A 15,376-nucleotide genomic window follows, 5' to 3' on the forward strand; every position below is an offset into this window, starting at 1 on the left:
CCGGCCGCCGCGCCCGAAGCGACTGGCGCGCCCGCGACCTACATGCCGGGCGCGGTGCCGCCGCCGGGCGTCAACGCGCGCTCGTGGGTGCTCGTCGACGCGACGAGCAACACGGTGCTCGCGTCGGGCAACGCGGACGAGCGTGTCGAGCCGGCGTCGCTGACTAAGCTGATGACGGCCTACCTCGTGTTCGAGGCGCTCGACAAGAAGAAGATCTCGATGGAACAGATCGTCACGCCGAGCGCGGCCGTGCGCCGCGTCCGCACCGACGAGTCGCGGATGTTCATCGAGGCGGAAAAACCGGTGTCGGTGCACGACCTCGTGTACGGGATGATCATCCAGTCGGGCAACGACGCCGCGATCGCGCTCGCCGAGCTCGTCGGCGGCAGCGAAGGGCAGTTCGTCAACATGATGAACGACGAGGTCAAGCGCCTCGGCATGAAGGGCACGCACTTCGCCGACGTGAACGGCATGCCCGACCCGAACCACTACACGACGGCCGGCGACCTCGCGACGCTGTCCGCGCACCTGATCCGCGATTTTCCCCAGTACTACAGCATCTTCTCGGAGAAGGAATTCAAGTACAACAACATCCGCCAGGGCAACCGCAACCGCCTGCTGTGGCTCGACCCGTCGGTCGACGGCCTGAAGACGGGCCATACGCAGGCGGCCGGCTACTGCCTGATCTCGTCGGCGAAGCGGACGATGCCGGGCTCGGCGGATGCGCCGCGCCGCCTCGTGTCGGTGATGATGGGCGAGACGAAGGAAAGCGATCGCACGCAGGACAGCATGAAGATGCTGAACTACGGCTACAGCGCGTTCGACGCGGTGCGCCTGTTCAAGGGCGGCCAGGCGATCTCGACGCCGCGCCTCTACAAGGGCAAGGAGAACGCCGTGCAGGTCGGCGTGCAGGCCGACCAGTGGGTGACGGTGCCGCGCGGCCTCGGCGACAAGGTCAAGCCGGAAGTCGAGGTGAACGCGCCGCTGATCGCGCCGCTCGCGCAAGGCCAGCAGGTCGGCACCGTGAAGCTCGTCGCCGACGGCAAGACGCTGTCGCAGTTCCCGGTCGTCGCGCTGCAGGCGGTGCCGGAAGCGGGTATCTTCGGCCGTATCTGGGACTCGATCCTGCTGATGTTCAGCAAGAAGAAGTAAGCGGGAACAGGCGCAGCCTTTGTTTCGACGACTTCATCCCCATCTGGTATTGCCATGAGCCAAGCCGAATTCGAACCGATCGTCTACCTGAGCGTTGCGTCGCAGGAAGAACTGGTGCCGCTGTCGCAAGCCCGCATCCCGGTGCTCGACCGCGGGTTCATTTTCGGCGATGGCGTGTATGAGGTCGTCCCCGTCTACGCGCACGACGGCGCGCATGTGCCGTTCCGGATCGCGCAGCACCTTGCGCGGCTCGAGCGCAGCCTGAAGAAGATCGGCATCGCCAGCCCGCACGACGACGCGGGCTGGCGTGCGCTGATCGAGCGCGTCGTCGCGGCGAATGCCGATGGCCTCGGCGCTGGCGACGCGCTCGTCTATATTCAGGTGACGCGGGGTGTCGCGAAGCGCGGCCACGCGTTCCCGGCCGGCGCGGTGCCGACGGTGTTCGCGATGACGAGCCCGCTGCGCGTGCCGTCCGAGCAAGAGCGCGTGAACGGCGTGCGCTGCGTGACCGCCGAGGACCGGCGCTGGCTGCATTGCGACATCAAGTCGATTTCGCTGCTCGGCAACGTGCTGATGGCGCAGCACGCGGTCGAGCACGACGCGTTCGAGACGCTGCAGCTGCGCGACGGCTACCTGACCGAAGGCTCGTCGTCGAACGTGTGGATCGTGAAGAACGGCGAGCTGCTCGCGCCGCCGCGCAGCAACAGGATCCTCGAGGGGATCCGCTATGCGCTGCTCGAGGAGCTGGCCGACGAATGCGACATCCCGTTCGTCGCGCGCGAAATCAGCGAAGTGGAGCTGCGCGCGGCCGACGAGATCATGATCACGTCGGCGACGAAGGAAGTGCTGCCCGTCACGTCGCTCGACGATCTGCCGGTGCAGGGCGGCAAGCCCGGCCCGGTATTCGCGGCGTTGTATGAAGCGTACCAGCGCGCGAAGGCGCGCGAGTTCGAACAGTTTGACCTAACCCGGAGAAAGTGATGAGCGAACCGTCCAAAACCGTCGAGCTGACCGGCGCGATCGATACCCGGAAGGAATCGCTGCTGGAGTTCCCGTGCGACTTCCCGATCAAGATCATGGGCAAGGCACACCCGGAGTTCAAGGACACGATCTTCAAGGTCGTGAGTGTCCACGACAACGAAATCGACCTCGAGAAGATCGAGGAGCGCGCGTCGAGCGGCGGCAACTACACGGGCCTCACGATCACCGTGCGCGCGACGAGCCAGGAGCAGCTCGACAACATCTACCGTGCGTTGACCGGCCATCCGATGGTCAAGGTCGTGCTCTGACCCCCTCCCTTCCCATTGCGCTCACGCGGCGGCGGATTTCTCCGCCGCGCGACGCGCGTCCAGTTCGTCGCACAGCAGCCTGAATTCGGCGACTTCCTGCAGAATCCACGTCCTGAACGCCTGCACGCGCGGCGCGCTCAACAGCGGCGGCGGGCACACGAAGAAATAGTTCCACGGGCTCGGCCCGTCGATGTCGAACAGGCGCACGAGGCGCCCGAGCCGCAGTTCGTGTACCGCGAGCGAGCGCCGCACGAGCGCGATGCCCTGGCCGTCGATCGCCGCCTGCAGCAGGTTCGACGAATCCTGGTACAGGATCCCGCGCTTCGGCTCGGTCAGCGTGTCGAGGCCCGCCGCGTCGAACCACGGCCGCCACAGCTCGTCGTCCGAACGCAGCAGGTTGTAGTGGACGAGATCCGCGGGTGTTTGAGGCAGCTTGCCGCCGTTCAGCGTCGGCGAGCACGCCGGGAAGAACATTTCTTCGAGCAGCGGCTCCACGTACAGCCCCGGATAGGTGCCGAAGCCGAAGCGGATCGCGAGGTCGACGTCGTCGCGCGCGAAATCGGTGACGGCGTTCGTCGACTGCAGCTCGACGTCGATCTCCGGATGCCGCTCGATGAACGAGCCGATCCGCGGCGTCACGAAGCGCGCCGCGAACGACGACAGCATCGAGATCACGAGCCGCCGGTCGCGGTCGCTCGCGCGGACTTCGCGCGTCGCCTCGACGAGCATCATCAGCGCGGTGCGGACCTGCTGCGCGTAGCGGATCCCGGCGTTGGTCAGGCACAGGCGCTTGCCCTTGCGGGTGAACAGCGGCACGCCGAGCTCTTCCTCGAGCGCGCGTACCTGGTGGCTGACGGCGCCGTGCGTGACGAACAGTTCGTCGGCGGCGCGCGAGAAATTCTCGTGGCGGGCGGCGGCCTCGAACGCGCGAATGGCGTTCAGCGCGGGGAGCTGGCGCAAGTCCATTTGCTAATTTTCCTCACATCCACGTGAAAATTGGTCGTTTGGTCAGACGCTTGGAGATCACTACGATTGTAGCCATCGAAGCGATTTTTGGCGGAGCGGATCATGCAAGAAATTTCCTCAAGCATCACGTTTGAAATCCCCCCTGGCGAAACCGTCCCGATGAAGGTGCAGCGCAGCACGCGGCTGACGGTGCAGTGCGGGCCGGTCTGGGCGACACGCAGCAACGACGTCGAAGACTACTTCCTCATCGACGGCGAAACGCTGAAGCTGCGCCGCGGCGAGCGGCTGTGGCTGAGCGCGGAAGGCGGGCAGAGCGCGTGCGTCGCGTTCTCGGTCGCACGGCCGCCGAAGGAAGTCGCGCTGACGGGCCTCGCGCGCCTGCGCGACCGCGCGCTCGCGCTGTTCCAGGACGGCTGGCGCACCGTCTGAGCCGATTGAGCCGATTGAGCCGATTGAGCCGGGCGGATTGCCGATCCGTCCCTTTCCAATGCCGGCGAGACGCATGGGATTTCGGTAAACTACCGCCCATGTCCGTCTCGCCGGTTTTCATCGTGTCTACGCCTGCCGCCGTCCCCGATTTGCCTGCCGCCGTTGCGGCCCAGCCGGTCACGATCCGCTGGCGCGGCGCGGAGCCTTACGCGGCGAGCTTCGACGCGATGCGCGCGTTCACCGATGCGCGCACCGCGGACACCGCCGACGAGATCTGGCTGGTCGAGCATCCGCCCGTCTACACGTTAGGCCAGGCGGGCGATCCGGCCCACTTGCTGGTCGCCGACAGCGGCATCCCGCTGGTCAAGGTCGACCGCGGCGGGCAGATTACCTATCACGGCCCCGGCCAGATCGTCGCGTACCTGCTGCTCGACTTGCGCCGGCGCAAGCTGATGGTCCGCACGCTGGTGTCGCGGATCGAGGAGGCCGTGATCGAAACCCTCGCGGCGTATAATCTCGCTTCGGTCCGCAAGGCGGGTGCGCCGGGCATCTATGTGGCGTCCGGCCTGCACGAAGGGGCGAAGATCGCGGCCCTTGGCCTGAAGATTCGCAACGGCTGCAGCTATCACGGGCTGAGCCTGAACGTGAAGATGGATCTGCGCCCGTTTCTCGCAATCAATCCGTGCGGCTATGCCGGACTGGAAACCGTCGACATGGCGAGCCTCGAGGTCGCAGCCGACTGGAACGACGTCGCGCACACGCTGGTGCGTCGTCTGATCGCCAACCTCGACGGCCAAACCGCGGCTGCGAAAGCGCCGCAGGCACTGGAACAATCGAATGACTGACCTTACCGCTTCTCCCGCCCCGGCCGATCCGGCCTCGTCGAGCCCCGCCTACGATCCGACCGCCAAGCAGAAGGCGCAGGCGAAGACCGCGCGCATTCCGATCAAGGTCGTGCCGATCGAGCGGCTGAAGAAGCCGGAGTGGATCCGCGTGAAGGCGGCAACCGGCAGCTCGCGTTTCACCGAGATCAAGACGATCCTGCGCGAGCACAACCTGCACACCGTGTGCGAGGAAGCGAGCTGCCCGAACATCGGCGAATGCTTCGGCAAGGGCACCGCGACGTTCATGATCATGGGCGACAAGTGCACGCGGCGCTGCCCGTTCTGCGACGTCGGCCACGGCCGTCCCGATCCGCTCGACGCCGACGAGCCGAAGAACCTCGCGCGCACGATTGCCGCGCTGAAGCTCAAGTACGTGGTGATCACGAGTGTCGACCGTGACGACCTGCGTGATGGCGGCGCCGGCCACTTCGTCGAGTGCATCCGCGAAGTGCGCGAGCAGTCGCCCGAGACCCGCATCGAGATCCTGACGCCGGACTTCCGCGGCCGTCTCGACCGCGCGATCTCGATCCTGAACGCCGCGCCGCCCGACGTGATGAACCACAACCTCGAAACGGTGCCGCGCCTGTACAAGGAAGCGCGCCCGGGTTCGGACTACGCGCACTCGCTGAAGCTGCTGAAGGATTTCAAGGCGCTGCATCCGGACGTCGCGACGAAGTCGGGCCTGATGGTCGGCCTCGGCGAGACCGAAGAGGAAATCCTGCAGGTGATGCGCGATCTGCGCGCGCACGACGTCGACATGCTGACGATCGGCCAGTACCTGCAGCCGTCGGAGCACCATCTGCCGGTGCGTGCGTACGTGCATCCGGATACGTTCAAGATGTACGAGGAAGAGGCGTACAAGATGGGCTTCACGCACGCGGCCGTCGGCGCGATGGTGCGGTCGAGCTATCACGCGGATCTGCAGGCGCATGGAGCGGGGGTGGTCTGAGCGTTTGAGCTTCGTCGCTTCGTCGTCGGACGAACCCGGAAGAGCCCGCAGCGATGCGGGCTTTTTTGTCGGCACTGCCCGGAACATGGCCGACTGGCCGAATTGAGTGTCGGACGGTTGTGGTCGATGATCAATGCGGCGAGGAGGTCACTGTCCGTCGACGCGCCACGGTCGTTACCGATGACGTTCGCGTTGGGCGCGGTGGCATGTCGTTTGTCGACATTTCACCTTAAAGTTTCCTTTAAGAACTCTTATTGGGTTTTATGGTTCCAATAAGGCCCATTAGGCTTCATCGATCTTGAGGTCGTAACACCTCGATCTATAATGGGTCTCATGGAAACCGTTAAACCGAATAAGGGCTTGGCTGAGAACCCTAAGGCTGAACGACCTTTGCCTGTCACCGTGCAGCGTACGCTCAAGAAACTGGGCGGCGACATCAATCGCGGCCGGCGTCGGCGCGGATTGACGCAGCAGGCGCTGGCCGAGCGCGTCGGTGCGGGGCTCAGCACGATCAAGCGACTGGAGGCAGGCGATCCGCGCATGCAGTTGCATGTCCTCGCGCGCGTGCTTCAGGTATTCGGCGAACTCGATCGGCTGAGCGACCTGCTCGACAGCGCGCAGGATGACGTCGGGCTCGCGCTAATGGACGAGCAACTGCCCCAGCGGATCCGCACGCGCAAGAAAACCACCCACGCATTTTGAGCAGCGAATGAACGGCAAGGCGATCAAACCGGATGTCAGCGAGGCGCTGGACCTGCATATCGGCACGGCCGGGCTGCCTGTCGGACAATTGCTCTACGTGAGTCAGGGGCGGCGCGAACTGTCCCAGTTCGTCTATGACGAGACCTGGCTGACGTATCCCGACCGCTTCGAGATCTCTCCGGATCTGCCGCTGCACTCCGGGTATCAGACCCGTCGCGCGCCGCGCGCGGTCGATTCGGTCTTTCACTTCGCGCTCGCCGATACGGAGCCCGATGCATGGGGGCGGCGCGTCATCGATCGCGCGCATGCGAAGCTGCGCCGAACCCAGCCAGACCTGAGGCCGCTCAACGAGCTGGATTATTTGTGTGCGGTCGATGACTTCAGCCGGGTCGGTGCGCTGCGACTCTGTCGTTCTGGCCGGTATCTGCGGACCGAAGAGGACGGTCGGCGGACCACGCCGCCTTTCATCGAGCTCGAGCGGATCGCCGATGCCACTCACGCGATCGAAGCGGGCACCGACACGGCCGAAGATCTGCGCTACCTGCAGGGCAAGGGCACGTCGCTGGGCGGCATGCGCCCGAAATGCACGGTGCTGGACGAGAACGGCAGGTTGGCGATCGGCAAGTTTCCGAGCATTGGCGACACCATCAGCGTGACGCGGGCCGAAGTGTTGGCGCTGCGTCTCGCGCGCGCGGCCGGGATCGACGCTGCGGGGGCGCGATGCGTGAAGGTGGGTGGTACGCCAGTCGCGCTTATCGAGCGGTTCGACCGGACCGACGACGGTCGCCGCATTCCGTATCTGTCAGCCGCATCGATGCTCCAGGCATCCCGTCACGAAGAACACGCCTACACCGAGATCGTGGACGCCATGCAGCAGCGCGGCGCGCGTCCGCTCGACGACGTACGCCAGCTCTGGCGGCGTCTGGTGTTCAACCTGCTCATTACGAATACCGACGACCATCTGCAGAATCTCGGCTTTCTGTATGACGGCGACGGCCGCTGGACGCTCGCGCCCGCGTTCGACCTGAATCCGATGCCCGGCAAGCTACGCGAATCGAAAACGTGGCTCACCGAAGACACCGGCCCGATCGATTCGATCGACATGCTGCTCGATGCGTGCGGCTATTTCTCGTTGACGCGCGAGCAGGCGCTCGTCGTGACGGGCGAGGTGTTCGACGCGGTTCAGGGCTGGCGGCGCATCGCCCAGTCGGCCGATATTGGCTTGACGGCCCGCGAGCTTGACGATCTCGAGGATGCGTTCGAGCACGCTCAGACCGAACGGGCACGCGAGCATCTCGGCAGGCCGGTGCGTCGCACCTAGTGCGACCGTCGGCGAGATGACGAGTTCGATCTATCACGCCGACCTGCAGGCGCATGGAGCCGGGGTGGTCTGAGCGCCTGAGCTTCATCGCTTCGTCGTCGGACGAACCCGGAAGAGCCCGCAGCGATGCGGGCTTTTTATCTTTCAAACTTCATTTGGCCATTCGGCAACGGAAATGAACGCAGCCCCAGCGTGGGCAGCGTCATCGCACCGCTTGCGTCGATGTTGTAGTCGTACAGGCCCTTGCTCGGCGCGTCGATCGTTGCGTCGACAGGGTTCTCGTCGCGGTACGCGGAGGGCGCGTTGACCAGATGCAGCGTCAGCTCGAACGTCGCGGTGTCCCTGCTGTTGCCGCTCGAAGTAAATACGCTCAGCGGCAGCTTTCCCGACACCGTCACGGATTCCGGCAATCGTCCGTCGCTGGCGGCCCCGACCGAAAGGTCGCATCGTCGCGACGAGCCGTAAGCGAAGACCGACGTGCGTTTGCAGCTGTCGAATCGATAGACGACGACCGAAGCCGTCGCGTTTGGCACCTCTTCGAGGCTTTTGACGCCAAAGGTCGAGATCGTGACGGCTGTCTGGGTCACGCCGCATGGATCGAGAACCGTGCCGTACGCGTTTGCGGAGACCCGGCTGAACGCATGCTGGCTCGCCTGCGCATTCGCGTGAAGTGGCGAAGCCAGCAGAATGACGACCAACGCCACGGCAGCGGGCCGACCCACGGCATTCACGAAATCGGCGCGCAGCCAGGCAAACAGAGGACTAGTCACGACACACGCTTCCGGTTTCGCTGCTTCCGCAGGCGGACACACGCGATGGAGACGCGCGTTTCCCGCGTGATGCAACTATCGGGCCGGGCCAGCGAACATGCGGCTCCCGGCGTGCCGGCGGGGCGCCCGGTGACGGCCGGACCGGGCGAATGTTGCGGTTTTGAATCGCGGCATCGTCAGTTCCGGGCGCACGCAACGACCTCGCACGCCCACGCACGACAATCGCCACCCGACCGGACGCTCAATCCAATCGAGCGTGGAAAGCAAAGCTGAAACGGCATCGATAGCTTCGCAGGATAAGTTCGCTCCCGCCGCGCACAAACCTCCTATAGTCGGCTCTCTCGTTGAATCGCCAGAATGCCGAAGGAGAGCCGCATGCCCCGTTTCAGTCTCATCCGCCGCGCCGTCGTTGCGCTCACCGCCTTTGCCGCGCTCGGCGCGGCGCATGCCGAATCGCGCGAAGTCGTGATCGCGTACCAGGACATGGTCGTCCCGTGGCGCTATGCGCAGGCGAGCGGCGAAGTGGAGAAGGCGACCGGCTACAAGGTCACGTTCCGCAAGCTCGACAGCGGCGCCGACGTGATCCGCGCGCTCGCGTCCGGCTCGGTGCAGCTCGGCGAAGCGGGTTCGAGCCCGATCGCGGCCGGCCTGTCGCAGGGACTCGACATCTCGCTGTTCTGGATTCTCGACAACATCAACGATGCCGAGGCGCTCGTCGCGCGCAACGGCTCGGGCGTGACGAGCGTCGCCGCGCTGAAGGGCCGGAAGATCGGCGTGCCGTTCGTGTCGACGTCGCACTTCCATACGCTCGTCGCGCTGCAGGCGGCGGGCGTCAATCCGAACGACGTGAAGATCGTCAACCTGCGTCCGCCCGAAGTCGCGGCCGCATGGACGCGCGGCGACATCGACGCGACCTACATCTGGGATCCGGTGCTCGCGAAGGTCAAGCAGTCGGGCACGGTGCTGACGACGTCGGGGCAGGTCGCGAAGCAAAGCGGCAAGGCGACGTTCGACGGCTTCGTCGTGAGCCGCAAGTTCGCGCGCGACAACGCCGAGTTCGTCACGCGCTTCGTCAAGGTGCTCGCAGCGGCCGACGCCGACTACCGCGCGCACGCGAGCGCATGGAAGCTCGGCTCGCCGCAGGTCGCGGCCGTCGCGAAGGTGTCCGGCGCGAACGCGCAGGACGTGCCGGCGAGCCTCGCGCTCTATGCATTCCCGACGCCGGCCGAGCAGGCGTCGCCGACCTGGCTCGGCGGTGGCGCGCAGGCGGGCGCCGCGAAGTCGCTCGCGGCGACGGCCGCGTTCCTGAAAACGCAGGGCACGATCCAGACGGTGCTGTCCGACTATTCCGTCGGCGTCGATCCGCAGTTCGTGCAGAAGGCCGCGCGCTGAGCGGCGACACATTGCGGAGCAATCGATGAGTACGCTCGAAGTCCGTCAGGTGTCGGTCGCCTATCCGGGGGAGCGCGGGCGTCCGACGACGCAGGCGCTTGCGCGGGTCGACCTGACGCTCGAATCGGGAGAATTCGTCGTCGCGCTCGGCGCGTCGGGCTGCGGCAAGACGACGTTGCTGAACTGCATGGCCGGCTTCGTCGCGCCGACGACCGGCGATGTGCGGGTCGACGGCGTGCCGGTGACGGGGCCCGGCGCGGATCGCGGCGTCGTGTTCCAGAAGTACGCGCTGCTGCCGTGGCTCGACGTGCTCGACAACGTCGCGCTCGGGCTGCGCTTCGCGCGCGTGCCGAAGGCCGAGCGCACGCGGCGCGCGCGGGAGATGCTCGCGCTCGTCGGGCTCGAGCGCCACGCGCATGCGCGTGTCTACGAGCTGTCGGGCGGGATGCAGCAGCGCGTCGGCATCGCGCGCGCACTCGCGAGCGATCCGCGCGTGCTGTTGATGGACGAGCCGATGGGTGCGCTCGACGCGATGACGCGCGGCACGATGCAGGCACTCGTGCTCGACGTATGGGCGCGCACCGGCAAGACGGTGTTCTTCATCACGCACGACGTCGAGGAGGCGCTGTTTCTCGCGACGCGGCTCGTCGTGATGACGCCGGGGCCGGGGCGTATCGCCGAAACGTTCGAGCTGCCGTTCGCGCGCCGCTATGTCGATTCGCGCGACGCACGCGCTGTGAAGTCGTCGCCGGAATTCATCGCGTGGCGGGAGCGGCTGATCGCGTATCTGCATCGCGACGAGGCGGGTGGAGAGGCAGGCGGGGCAGCGCGCGCAGAAGCGCTCGGGGCAGCGGCGTGATCCGCGAGCTGGCGCGGCAGGGCGCGTCCGTCGGGCGCGGTCGGAACAGCTTTATGCAGAGGCAGGACACCATGAGCACGCAGGATTCGTGGGCGGCCGATCGCACGGTCGCCGGTTTCGAGCAGGACGATCGTCCGGCGCAGCAGCGTGCGGCTGCACGGCCGGTGCGGCGCGTGCGCGCATCGCGCCGCTACCGGCTGCCGGGGCAGGGGAAGACGGGCGCGCTGAGCGCGGCGACGGTCGCGGCGCTGGCCGCGCTATGGTGGGTTGCGACGCACCGGCAATGGCTGCCGCCGCTGTTCCTGCCCGCGCCGGAAGCCGTGTGGACGGCGTTCGTCGACGCATGGCACGGCCGCATCCAGGGCGGCCTGCCGCTGTCCGAGCATCTGCTGTGGAGCGCTGCGCGCGTGTTCGGCGCGTTCGTGCTGGCGACCGCGCTCGGCGTGCCGGCGGGGATCCTGATGGGCGTGAGCCGCATCGCGCGCGGCATCCTCGATCCGCTGCTCGAGTTCTACCGGCCGCTGCCGCCGCTCGCGTACCTGCCGCTCGTCGTGATCTGGTTCGGGATCGACGAGACCGCGAAGCTCGTCGTGATCTTCCTCGCCTGCTTCGCGCCGGTCGCCATGGCGGCGCGCGCGGGCGTGCGGGCCGCGACGGTCGAGCAGATCAACGCCGCGTATTCGCTCGGCGGCAGCTTCGCGCAGATCGTCCGGCACGTCGTGCTGCCGGCCGCGTTGCCCGAAATCCTGACGGGCCTGCGGATCGCGATCGGCTTCGGCTGGACGACGCTCGTCGCGGCCGAGATGGTCGCCGCGACGGCCGGGCTCGGGCAGATGGTGCTCAACGCGTCGAGCTTCCTGCGCACCGACATCGTCGTGATGGGGATCCTGATCATCGGCGCGATCGCGTGGCTGTTCGATCTCGCGATGCGCTGGGTCGAGCGGCGGGTCGTGCCCTGGAAGGGGCGGGGCTGAGCGTCGGCGCGCAAAGGCCACAGGGTCGCGCGCCGCGCGCGGCGCCCGTCAATCCCCGATCGCCATCCCTTCGCGCCGCGGGTCCGCGCCGCCGAACCAGATCGTGTGCCCTTCGACGTTCAGCCGCTGGATCCCCTGCAGCCCGGAGTTCATCTCGACGACCTGCACGTCGTGCCCGCGGCTCTTCAGCGCGCCGACGAGCGTGTCCGACACGCGGCCTTGCTCGAGCTGCGTCGGCCCGTTCATCGACCCGAAGTTCGGCAGCGCGATCGCCTGCTGCATCGTCATCCCCCAGTCGAGCACGCCGATCAGCGCCTTCGCGACGTGGTTGATGATCGCGGGCCCGCCTGCGGAGCCGACGATCATCGTGACCTGCTTCGTCTTTTTGTCGAACACGAGTTCCGGCGCCATCGCCGAGCGCGGCCGCTTGCCGGGCTGCACGCGGTTCGCGACCGGCCGGCCGTTCTCGCTCGACACGAACGAGAAGTCGGTGAGCTGGTTGTTCAGCAGGAAGCCGCGCACCATCAGCCGCGAGCCGAACGCGTCCTCGACGCTCGTCGTCATCGACAGCGCCTGGCCGTAACGGTCGACGATCGCGATGTCGGACGTCGACGGCAGCTCGGGGCTGCGGTCGTCGGCCATCGCGAGCGTCGCGCCCTGCGGCGTGCCGGCCTGCGCGGTACCCATGCTGCCGTCGCCGATCAGGCGCGCGCGCTGCGCGAGATAGGACTTGTCGGTGAGGCTCGCCCAGCCGCCGCCCGGCAGCGGCGCGAAGTCCGGATCGGCGACGTAGCGCGCGCGGTCCGCATACGCGAGACGCCCGGCCTCGCTGAACAGGTGCGCGGCGAACGGCGTCGGTTCGAAGCCGACATCGTTGCGCACGGGCTTCTGTGCGCCGATCTGCTGCCAGTCGGGCATCGCCTCGATGATGCCGAGCATCTGCGCGATCGCGAGGCCGCCCGACGACGGCGGCGGCATCCCGCAGACGACCGAGCGGCGGTAGTCGGCGCACAGCGGCTCGCGCACCTTCGCCTTGTAGCGCGCGAGATCCTGCACCGACAGCAGCCCCGGGTTGGTCGGGTGCTTGCGCACCTTCGCGACGATGTCGCGCGCGATCGCGCCCGTGTAGAACGCGTTCGCGCCATGATCCGCGACCTGGCGCAGCACGACCGCGAGCGGCGGGTTCTTCAGGATCGTGCCGGCCCGCTTCGGCGTGCCGTCCTTGTTGTAGAAATACGCGCGCGCGGCCGGGTCCTTCATCAGGTAGTTGTCGTTCGCGATCAGCATCGCGAGCCGCGGGCTGATCGTGAAGCCGTGCTCCGCGAGCCGGAGCGCCGGCTGGAACAGCCGCCGCCACGGCAGCTTGCCGTGCGCGCGGTGCGCGAGGTCGAGCATCCGCAGCACGCCCGGCGTGCCGACCGAGCGCCCGCCGACGACACCTTCGTAGAAGCTCATCGGCTGGCCGGTCGGGCCGTAGAACAGGCGATCGGTCGCGGCGGCCGGCGCGGTCTCGCGGCCGTCGTACGCCTGCGTCGTCTTGCCGTCGAAGTACAGCATGAACGCGCCGCCACCGAGGCCCGACGATTGCGGCTCGACGAGCGCGAGCACCATCTGCGTCGCGATCGCCGCGTCGATCGCGGTGCCGCCCGCCTTCAGCATCTCGTAGCCGGCCTGCGCCGCGAGCGGATTCGCGGCGGCAATCAGGTAGTGCTGCGCGGTCCAGCCCGGCTTGTCGGCCCAGCCCGACGACAGCTCGGGCGCGTGGATGGCGGGCAGCGGCGCGGCGGCACCCGACGCGGCTGCGACCGGGACGACGCCACCTGACGGCGCGGACGGGGACGTGCAGCCGGCATTGAATGCGACGAGCGCGATGGCGGCGATCAGCGTCCAGGGACGCGAATGCGGACGAATCCGGTCGAACATTGAACCCTCGGCGGCAGTGAATTCGAAGGAGGCGGCGGTTTTCCGCAACGGGCTGTCGGCGCAGGCGGCGCGCTATTGTCGCCGCGCCGCAATCGGCTTGTCATCCGACCGGAAACCCTGACGCAGCGCGTCGGGCCCGCCCCGGCCGGTCTTTCCGGCCTGTTCGAGGATGAACTCTATGAACGTCGAGGTCGCGCGCGTGTGGTGCCGGTTCGGCATGTAGAGCATGTACATGTGCGTGCCGAAGATCGACAGCCGGTACGCGTCGAGCGACGTGACGACCGCGCCGCGCCGCACGTCGTCGTGCACGACGTAGTCCGGCACGATGCCGACGCCGATCCCTGCGAGGATCGCCTGCCGCAGGAACAGGAAGTTCTCCGAAATCAGCGTCGGCTCGAGCAGCACCTCGTGGCGCTCGTCGCCGAGATACGCGGCGATCCGCAGCTGCCGGCCGATCACGGTCGCGGTGATCACCGGCGCGTCTGTCAGCGCGTCGAGGCTTGCGGGCATCCCGTGCGCGGCCGCGAACGCGGGCGACGCGCACGCGACGTAGCGCACCGCGCCCATGTCGCGCGCGACGAGGTTCTGCGGCGGCTCGGACTTTACGCGAATCGCGATATCGACTTCGTCGCGCATCAGGTCTTCCACGCGGTTCTCGAACACGACGTCGAGCACGATGCCCGGATGGAGCCGTTTGAACGCGAGCAGCCATTCGGACATCACCATCTGTCCGTAGCCGCTAGGAACCGACAGCCGTACGCGGCCCTGCAGGTCCTGGCCGAGCGTCGTCACCGATTCCTGCGCGGCGAGCAATTCGTTGCGGATGCGCCGGCCGTGCTCGTAGAGCTTCAGCCCGATCTCGGTCGGCTCGATGCGGCGCGTCGTGCGCCGCACGAGTTGCTGCCCGATCGAGCGCTCGAGCTGGTTCAGCCGGTAGCTGACGTTCGCGCGGCTCATCTTGAGGCGCTGCGCGGCCTTGCTGAGATTGCCCGCGTCGAGGATCTCGACGAGCAGCGTCAGCGCATTCAGGTCCATACCCGGGTCTCCTGATCCGTCCCGCTTTCCGTTCCGTGCTTTCCGTCTTGCGCATTTCGACTTGTTAAGGGTCGGCAAGCATTCAATGTCAAGTCAGACTTGACAGCTTGTAAAAGCGCGCTGGAATTGTCAATGAATCTCGATCAATCGAGAATCGAGCCATGCCCGGCGTACCGCCGGATCTTGTCCCGCTAAATGCGGGACCGGGGCGGACGCCCCGGCGCCGTCTGCGTTGCCGCGATGCACGCACCCTGTGCCGAAGCGCCTGCCGCCGCGTCAAGGAGACACGATGAACTCACCCGCTTCCCCCGATAACCCGACTGGCCCGGTCACGCGCGAACGGCGCGACAAGGTGCTCGTCGTCACGATCGATCATCCGCCCGTCAACGCGCTGTCCGCCGACGTACGGCGCGGCATTGCCGACGCGATCGACGCCGCGCAGCGCGACGCCGCGATCCACGCGGTGCTGATCGTGGGCGCAGGGCGCAACTTCATTGCCGGCGCGGACATCCGCGAATTCGGCAAGCCGCCGGAGCCGCCGTCGCTGCCGGACGTGTGCGAACGGATCGAGTCGAGCGCGAAGCCGGTCGTGGCCGCGCTGCATGGCGCGACGCTCGGCGGCGGCCTCGAAGTCGCGCTCGCCGCGCATTACCGGCTCGCGGCGCCGGGCGCGAAGCTCGGGCTGCCCGAAGTGACGCTCGGCCTGTTGCCCGGCGCGGGCGGCACGCAGC

Annotated in this window: 16 protein-coding genes; 12 read left to right on the forward strand and 4 right to left on the reverse strand. The window is 67.2% G+C overall.

All coding sequences use genetic code 11. From position 1 onward, the window contains the following. The 3 genes from G3N94_RS33810 to G3N94_RS33820 form a co-directional block, all read left to right on the forward strand. The coding region (locus G3N94_RS33810; RefSeq protein WP_205798132.1) for a D-alanyl-D-alanine carboxypeptidase family protein at positions 1-1,152 on the forward strand (1,152 nt) is incomplete at its 5' end. A 54-nt stretch (positions 1,153-1,206) separates the two neighbouring features. After that, complete coding sequence (locus tag G3N94_RS33815; protein WP_205798134.1) at positions 1,207-2,133, forward strand: D-amino acid aminotransferase; 927 nt, start codon at positions 1,207-1,209, stop codon at positions 2,131-2,133. After that, positions 2,133-2,441, forward strand: a complete 309-nt coding sequence (locus tag G3N94_RS33820; RefSeq protein ID WP_010090550.1) for a YbeD family protein — start codon at positions 2,133-2,135, stop codon at positions 2,439-2,441. The genes G3N94_RS33815 and G3N94_RS33820 overlap by 1 nt, the downstream gene beginning before the upstream one ends. Before the next feature lie 21 nt (positions 2,442-2,462). On the opposite strand, the gene G3N94_RS33825 is transcribed toward G3N94_RS33820, so the two are convergent. Beyond that, on the reverse strand, positions 2,463-3,407 hold the full coding sequence (locus G3N94_RS33825) for a transcriptional regulator GcvA (RefSeq protein WP_205798136.1): 945 nt from the start codon (positions 3,405-3,407) through the stop codon (positions 2,463-2,465). A gap of 102 nt (positions 3,408-3,509) precedes the next feature. Here G3N94_RS33825 and G3N94_RS33830 point away from each other — a divergent pair, with 102 nt between their 5' ends. The 5 genes from G3N94_RS33830 to G3N94_RS33850 all read left to right on the forward strand — a co-directional run bounded on the left by G3N94_RS33830 (position 3,510) and on the right by G3N94_RS33850 (position 7,692). Further along, positions 3,510-3,836: a DUF2917 domain-containing protein gene (locus G3N94_RS33830; RefSeq protein WP_205798139.1), complete on the forward strand. Its 327-nt coding sequence runs from the start codon at positions 3,510-3,512 to the stop codon at positions 3,834-3,836. A 98-nt stretch (positions 3,837-3,934) separates the two neighbouring features. Further along, positions 3,935-4,681: a lipoyl(octanoyl) transferase LipB gene (gene lipB, locus G3N94_RS33835; protein WP_205798141.1), complete on the forward strand. Its 747-nt coding sequence runs from the start codon at positions 3,935-3,937 to the stop codon at positions 4,679-4,681. Continuing rightward, positions 4,674-5,669: a lipoyl synthase gene (lipA, locus tag G3N94_RS33840; protein ID WP_205798142.1), complete on the forward strand. Its 996-nt coding sequence runs from the start codon at positions 4,674-4,676 to the stop codon at positions 5,667-5,669. Before lipB ends, lipA begins: the two co-directional genes overlap by 8 nt. Before the next feature lie 324 nt (positions 5,670-5,993). Next, on the forward strand, positions 5,994-6,371 hold the full coding sequence (locus G3N94_RS33845) for a helix-turn-helix transcriptional regulator (protein ID WP_241022224.1): 378 nt from the start codon (positions 5,994-5,996) through the stop codon (positions 6,369-6,371). 7 nt (positions 6,372-6,378) lie between these two features. Further along, a complete protein-coding gene (locus G3N94_RS33850) occupies positions 6,379-7,692 on the forward strand; it encodes a type II toxin-antitoxin system HipA family toxin (RefSeq protein ID WP_205798144.1) in 1,314 nt (437 codons plus the stop codon). A gap of 137 nt (positions 7,693-7,829) precedes the next feature. Here the strand turns inward: G3N94_RS33850 and G3N94_RS33855 are convergent, their stop codons facing one another. Next, a complete protein-coding gene (locus tag G3N94_RS33855; protein ID WP_205798146.1) occupies positions 7,830-8,462 on the reverse strand; it encodes a hypothetical protein in 633 nt (210 codons plus the stop codon). Positions 8,463-8,837: 375 nt separating this feature from the next. On the opposite strand from G3N94_RS33855, the gene tauA reads away from it, so the two are divergent. The 3 genes from tauA to G3N94_RS33870 are packed head-to-tail and all read left to right on the forward strand — an operon-like array spanning position 8,838 to position 11,687. Then, a complete protein-coding gene (tauA, locus tag G3N94_RS33860) occupies positions 8,838-9,854 on the forward strand; it encodes a taurine ABC transporter substrate-binding protein (RefSeq protein ID WP_205798148.1) in 1,017 nt (338 codons plus the stop codon). Between the two features lie 25 nt (positions 9,855-9,879). Beyond that, complete coding sequence (locus G3N94_RS33865; RefSeq protein WP_205798150.1) at positions 9,880-10,713, forward strand: ATP-binding cassette domain-containing protein; 834 nt, start codon at positions 9,880-9,882, stop codon at positions 10,711-10,713. After that, complete coding sequence (locus G3N94_RS33870; RefSeq protein ID WP_205798160.1) at positions 10,713-11,687, forward strand: ABC transporter permease subunit; 975 nt, start codon at positions 10,713-10,715, stop codon at positions 11,685-11,687. The genes G3N94_RS33865 and G3N94_RS33870 overlap by 1 nt, the downstream gene beginning before the upstream one ends. A gap of 48 nt (positions 11,688-11,735) precedes the next feature. Here G3N94_RS33870 and ggt read toward each other — a convergent pair whose 3' ends face one another. Continuing rightward, the gene (gene ggt, locus G3N94_RS33875) at positions 11,736-13,610 is read right to left on the reverse strand and encodes a gamma-glutamyltransferase (RefSeq protein ID WP_205798152.1); all 1,875 of its coding nucleotides are present in this window, start codon (positions 13,608-13,610) and stop codon (positions 11,736-11,738) included. A gap of 72 nt (positions 13,611-13,682) precedes the next feature. Beyond that, positions 13,683-14,645: a LysR family transcriptional regulator gene (locus G3N94_RS33880; protein ID WP_205798154.1), complete on the reverse strand. Its 963-nt coding sequence runs from the start codon at positions 14,643-14,645 to the stop codon at positions 13,683-13,685. A gap of 289 nt (positions 14,646-14,934) precedes the next feature. Between G3N94_RS33880 and G3N94_RS33885 the strand changes: the two genes are divergently transcribed. Further along, positions 14,935-15,376, forward strand: a 442-nt coding sequence (locus G3N94_RS33885; protein WP_205798156.1) for an enoyl-CoA hydratase-related protein, incomplete at its 3' end; no start/stop codon positions are given.

Origin of the sequence: Burkholderia sp. Ac-20353 (assembly GCF_017104785.1) — a bacterium.
GTDB lineage: Bacteria > Pseudomonadota > Gammaproteobacteria > Burkholderiales > Burkholderiaceae > Burkholderia.

Bases quoted from the DNA above. Each gene is read 5' to 3' on its own strand.
- G3N94_RS33815 (WP_205798134.1), top strand. From the start codon at position 1,207: ATGAGCCAAGCCGAATTCGAACCGATCGTCTACCTGAGCGTTGCGTCG.
- G3N94_RS33820 (WP_010090550.1), top strand. From the start codon at position 2,133: ATGAGCGAACCGTCCAAAACCGTCGAGCTGACCGGCGCGATCGATACC.
- G3N94_RS33825 (WP_205798136.1), bottom strand. From the start codon at position 3,407: ATGGACTTGCGCCAGCTCCCCGCGCTGAACGCCATTCGCGCGTTCGAG.
- G3N94_RS33830 (WP_205798139.1), top strand. From the start codon at position 3,510: ATGCAAGAAATTTCCTCAAGCATCACGTTTGAAATCCCCCCTGGCGAA.
- lipB (WP_205798141.1), top strand. From the start codon at position 3,935: ATGTCCGTCTCGCCGGTTTTCATCGTGTCTACGCCTGCCGCCGTCCCC.
- lipA (WP_205798142.1), top strand. From the start codon at position 4,674: ATGACTGACCTTACCGCTTCTCCCGCCCCGGCCGATCCGGCCTCGTCG.
- G3N94_RS33845 (WP_241022224.1), top strand. From the start codon at position 5,994: ATGGGTCTCATGGAAACCGTTAAACCGAATAAGGGCTTGGCTGAGAAC.
- G3N94_RS33850 (WP_205798144.1), top strand. From the start codon at position 6,379: ATGAACGGCAAGGCGATCAAACCGGATGTCAGCGAGGCGCTGGACCTG.
- tauA (WP_205798148.1), top strand. From the start codon at position 8,838: ATGCCCCGTTTCAGTCTCATCCGCCGCGCCGTCGTTGCGCTCACCGCC.
- G3N94_RS33865 (WP_205798150.1), top strand. From the start codon at position 9,880: ATGAGTACGCTCGAAGTCCGTCAGGTGTCGGTCGCCTATCCGGGGGAG.
- ggt (WP_205798152.1), bottom strand. From the start codon at position 13,610: ATGTTCGACCGGATTCGTCCGCATTCGCGTCCCTGGACGCTGATCGCC.
- G3N94_RS33880 (WP_205798154.1), bottom strand. From the start codon at position 14,645: ATGGACCTGAATGCGCTGACGCTGCTCGTCGAGATCCTCGACGCGGGC.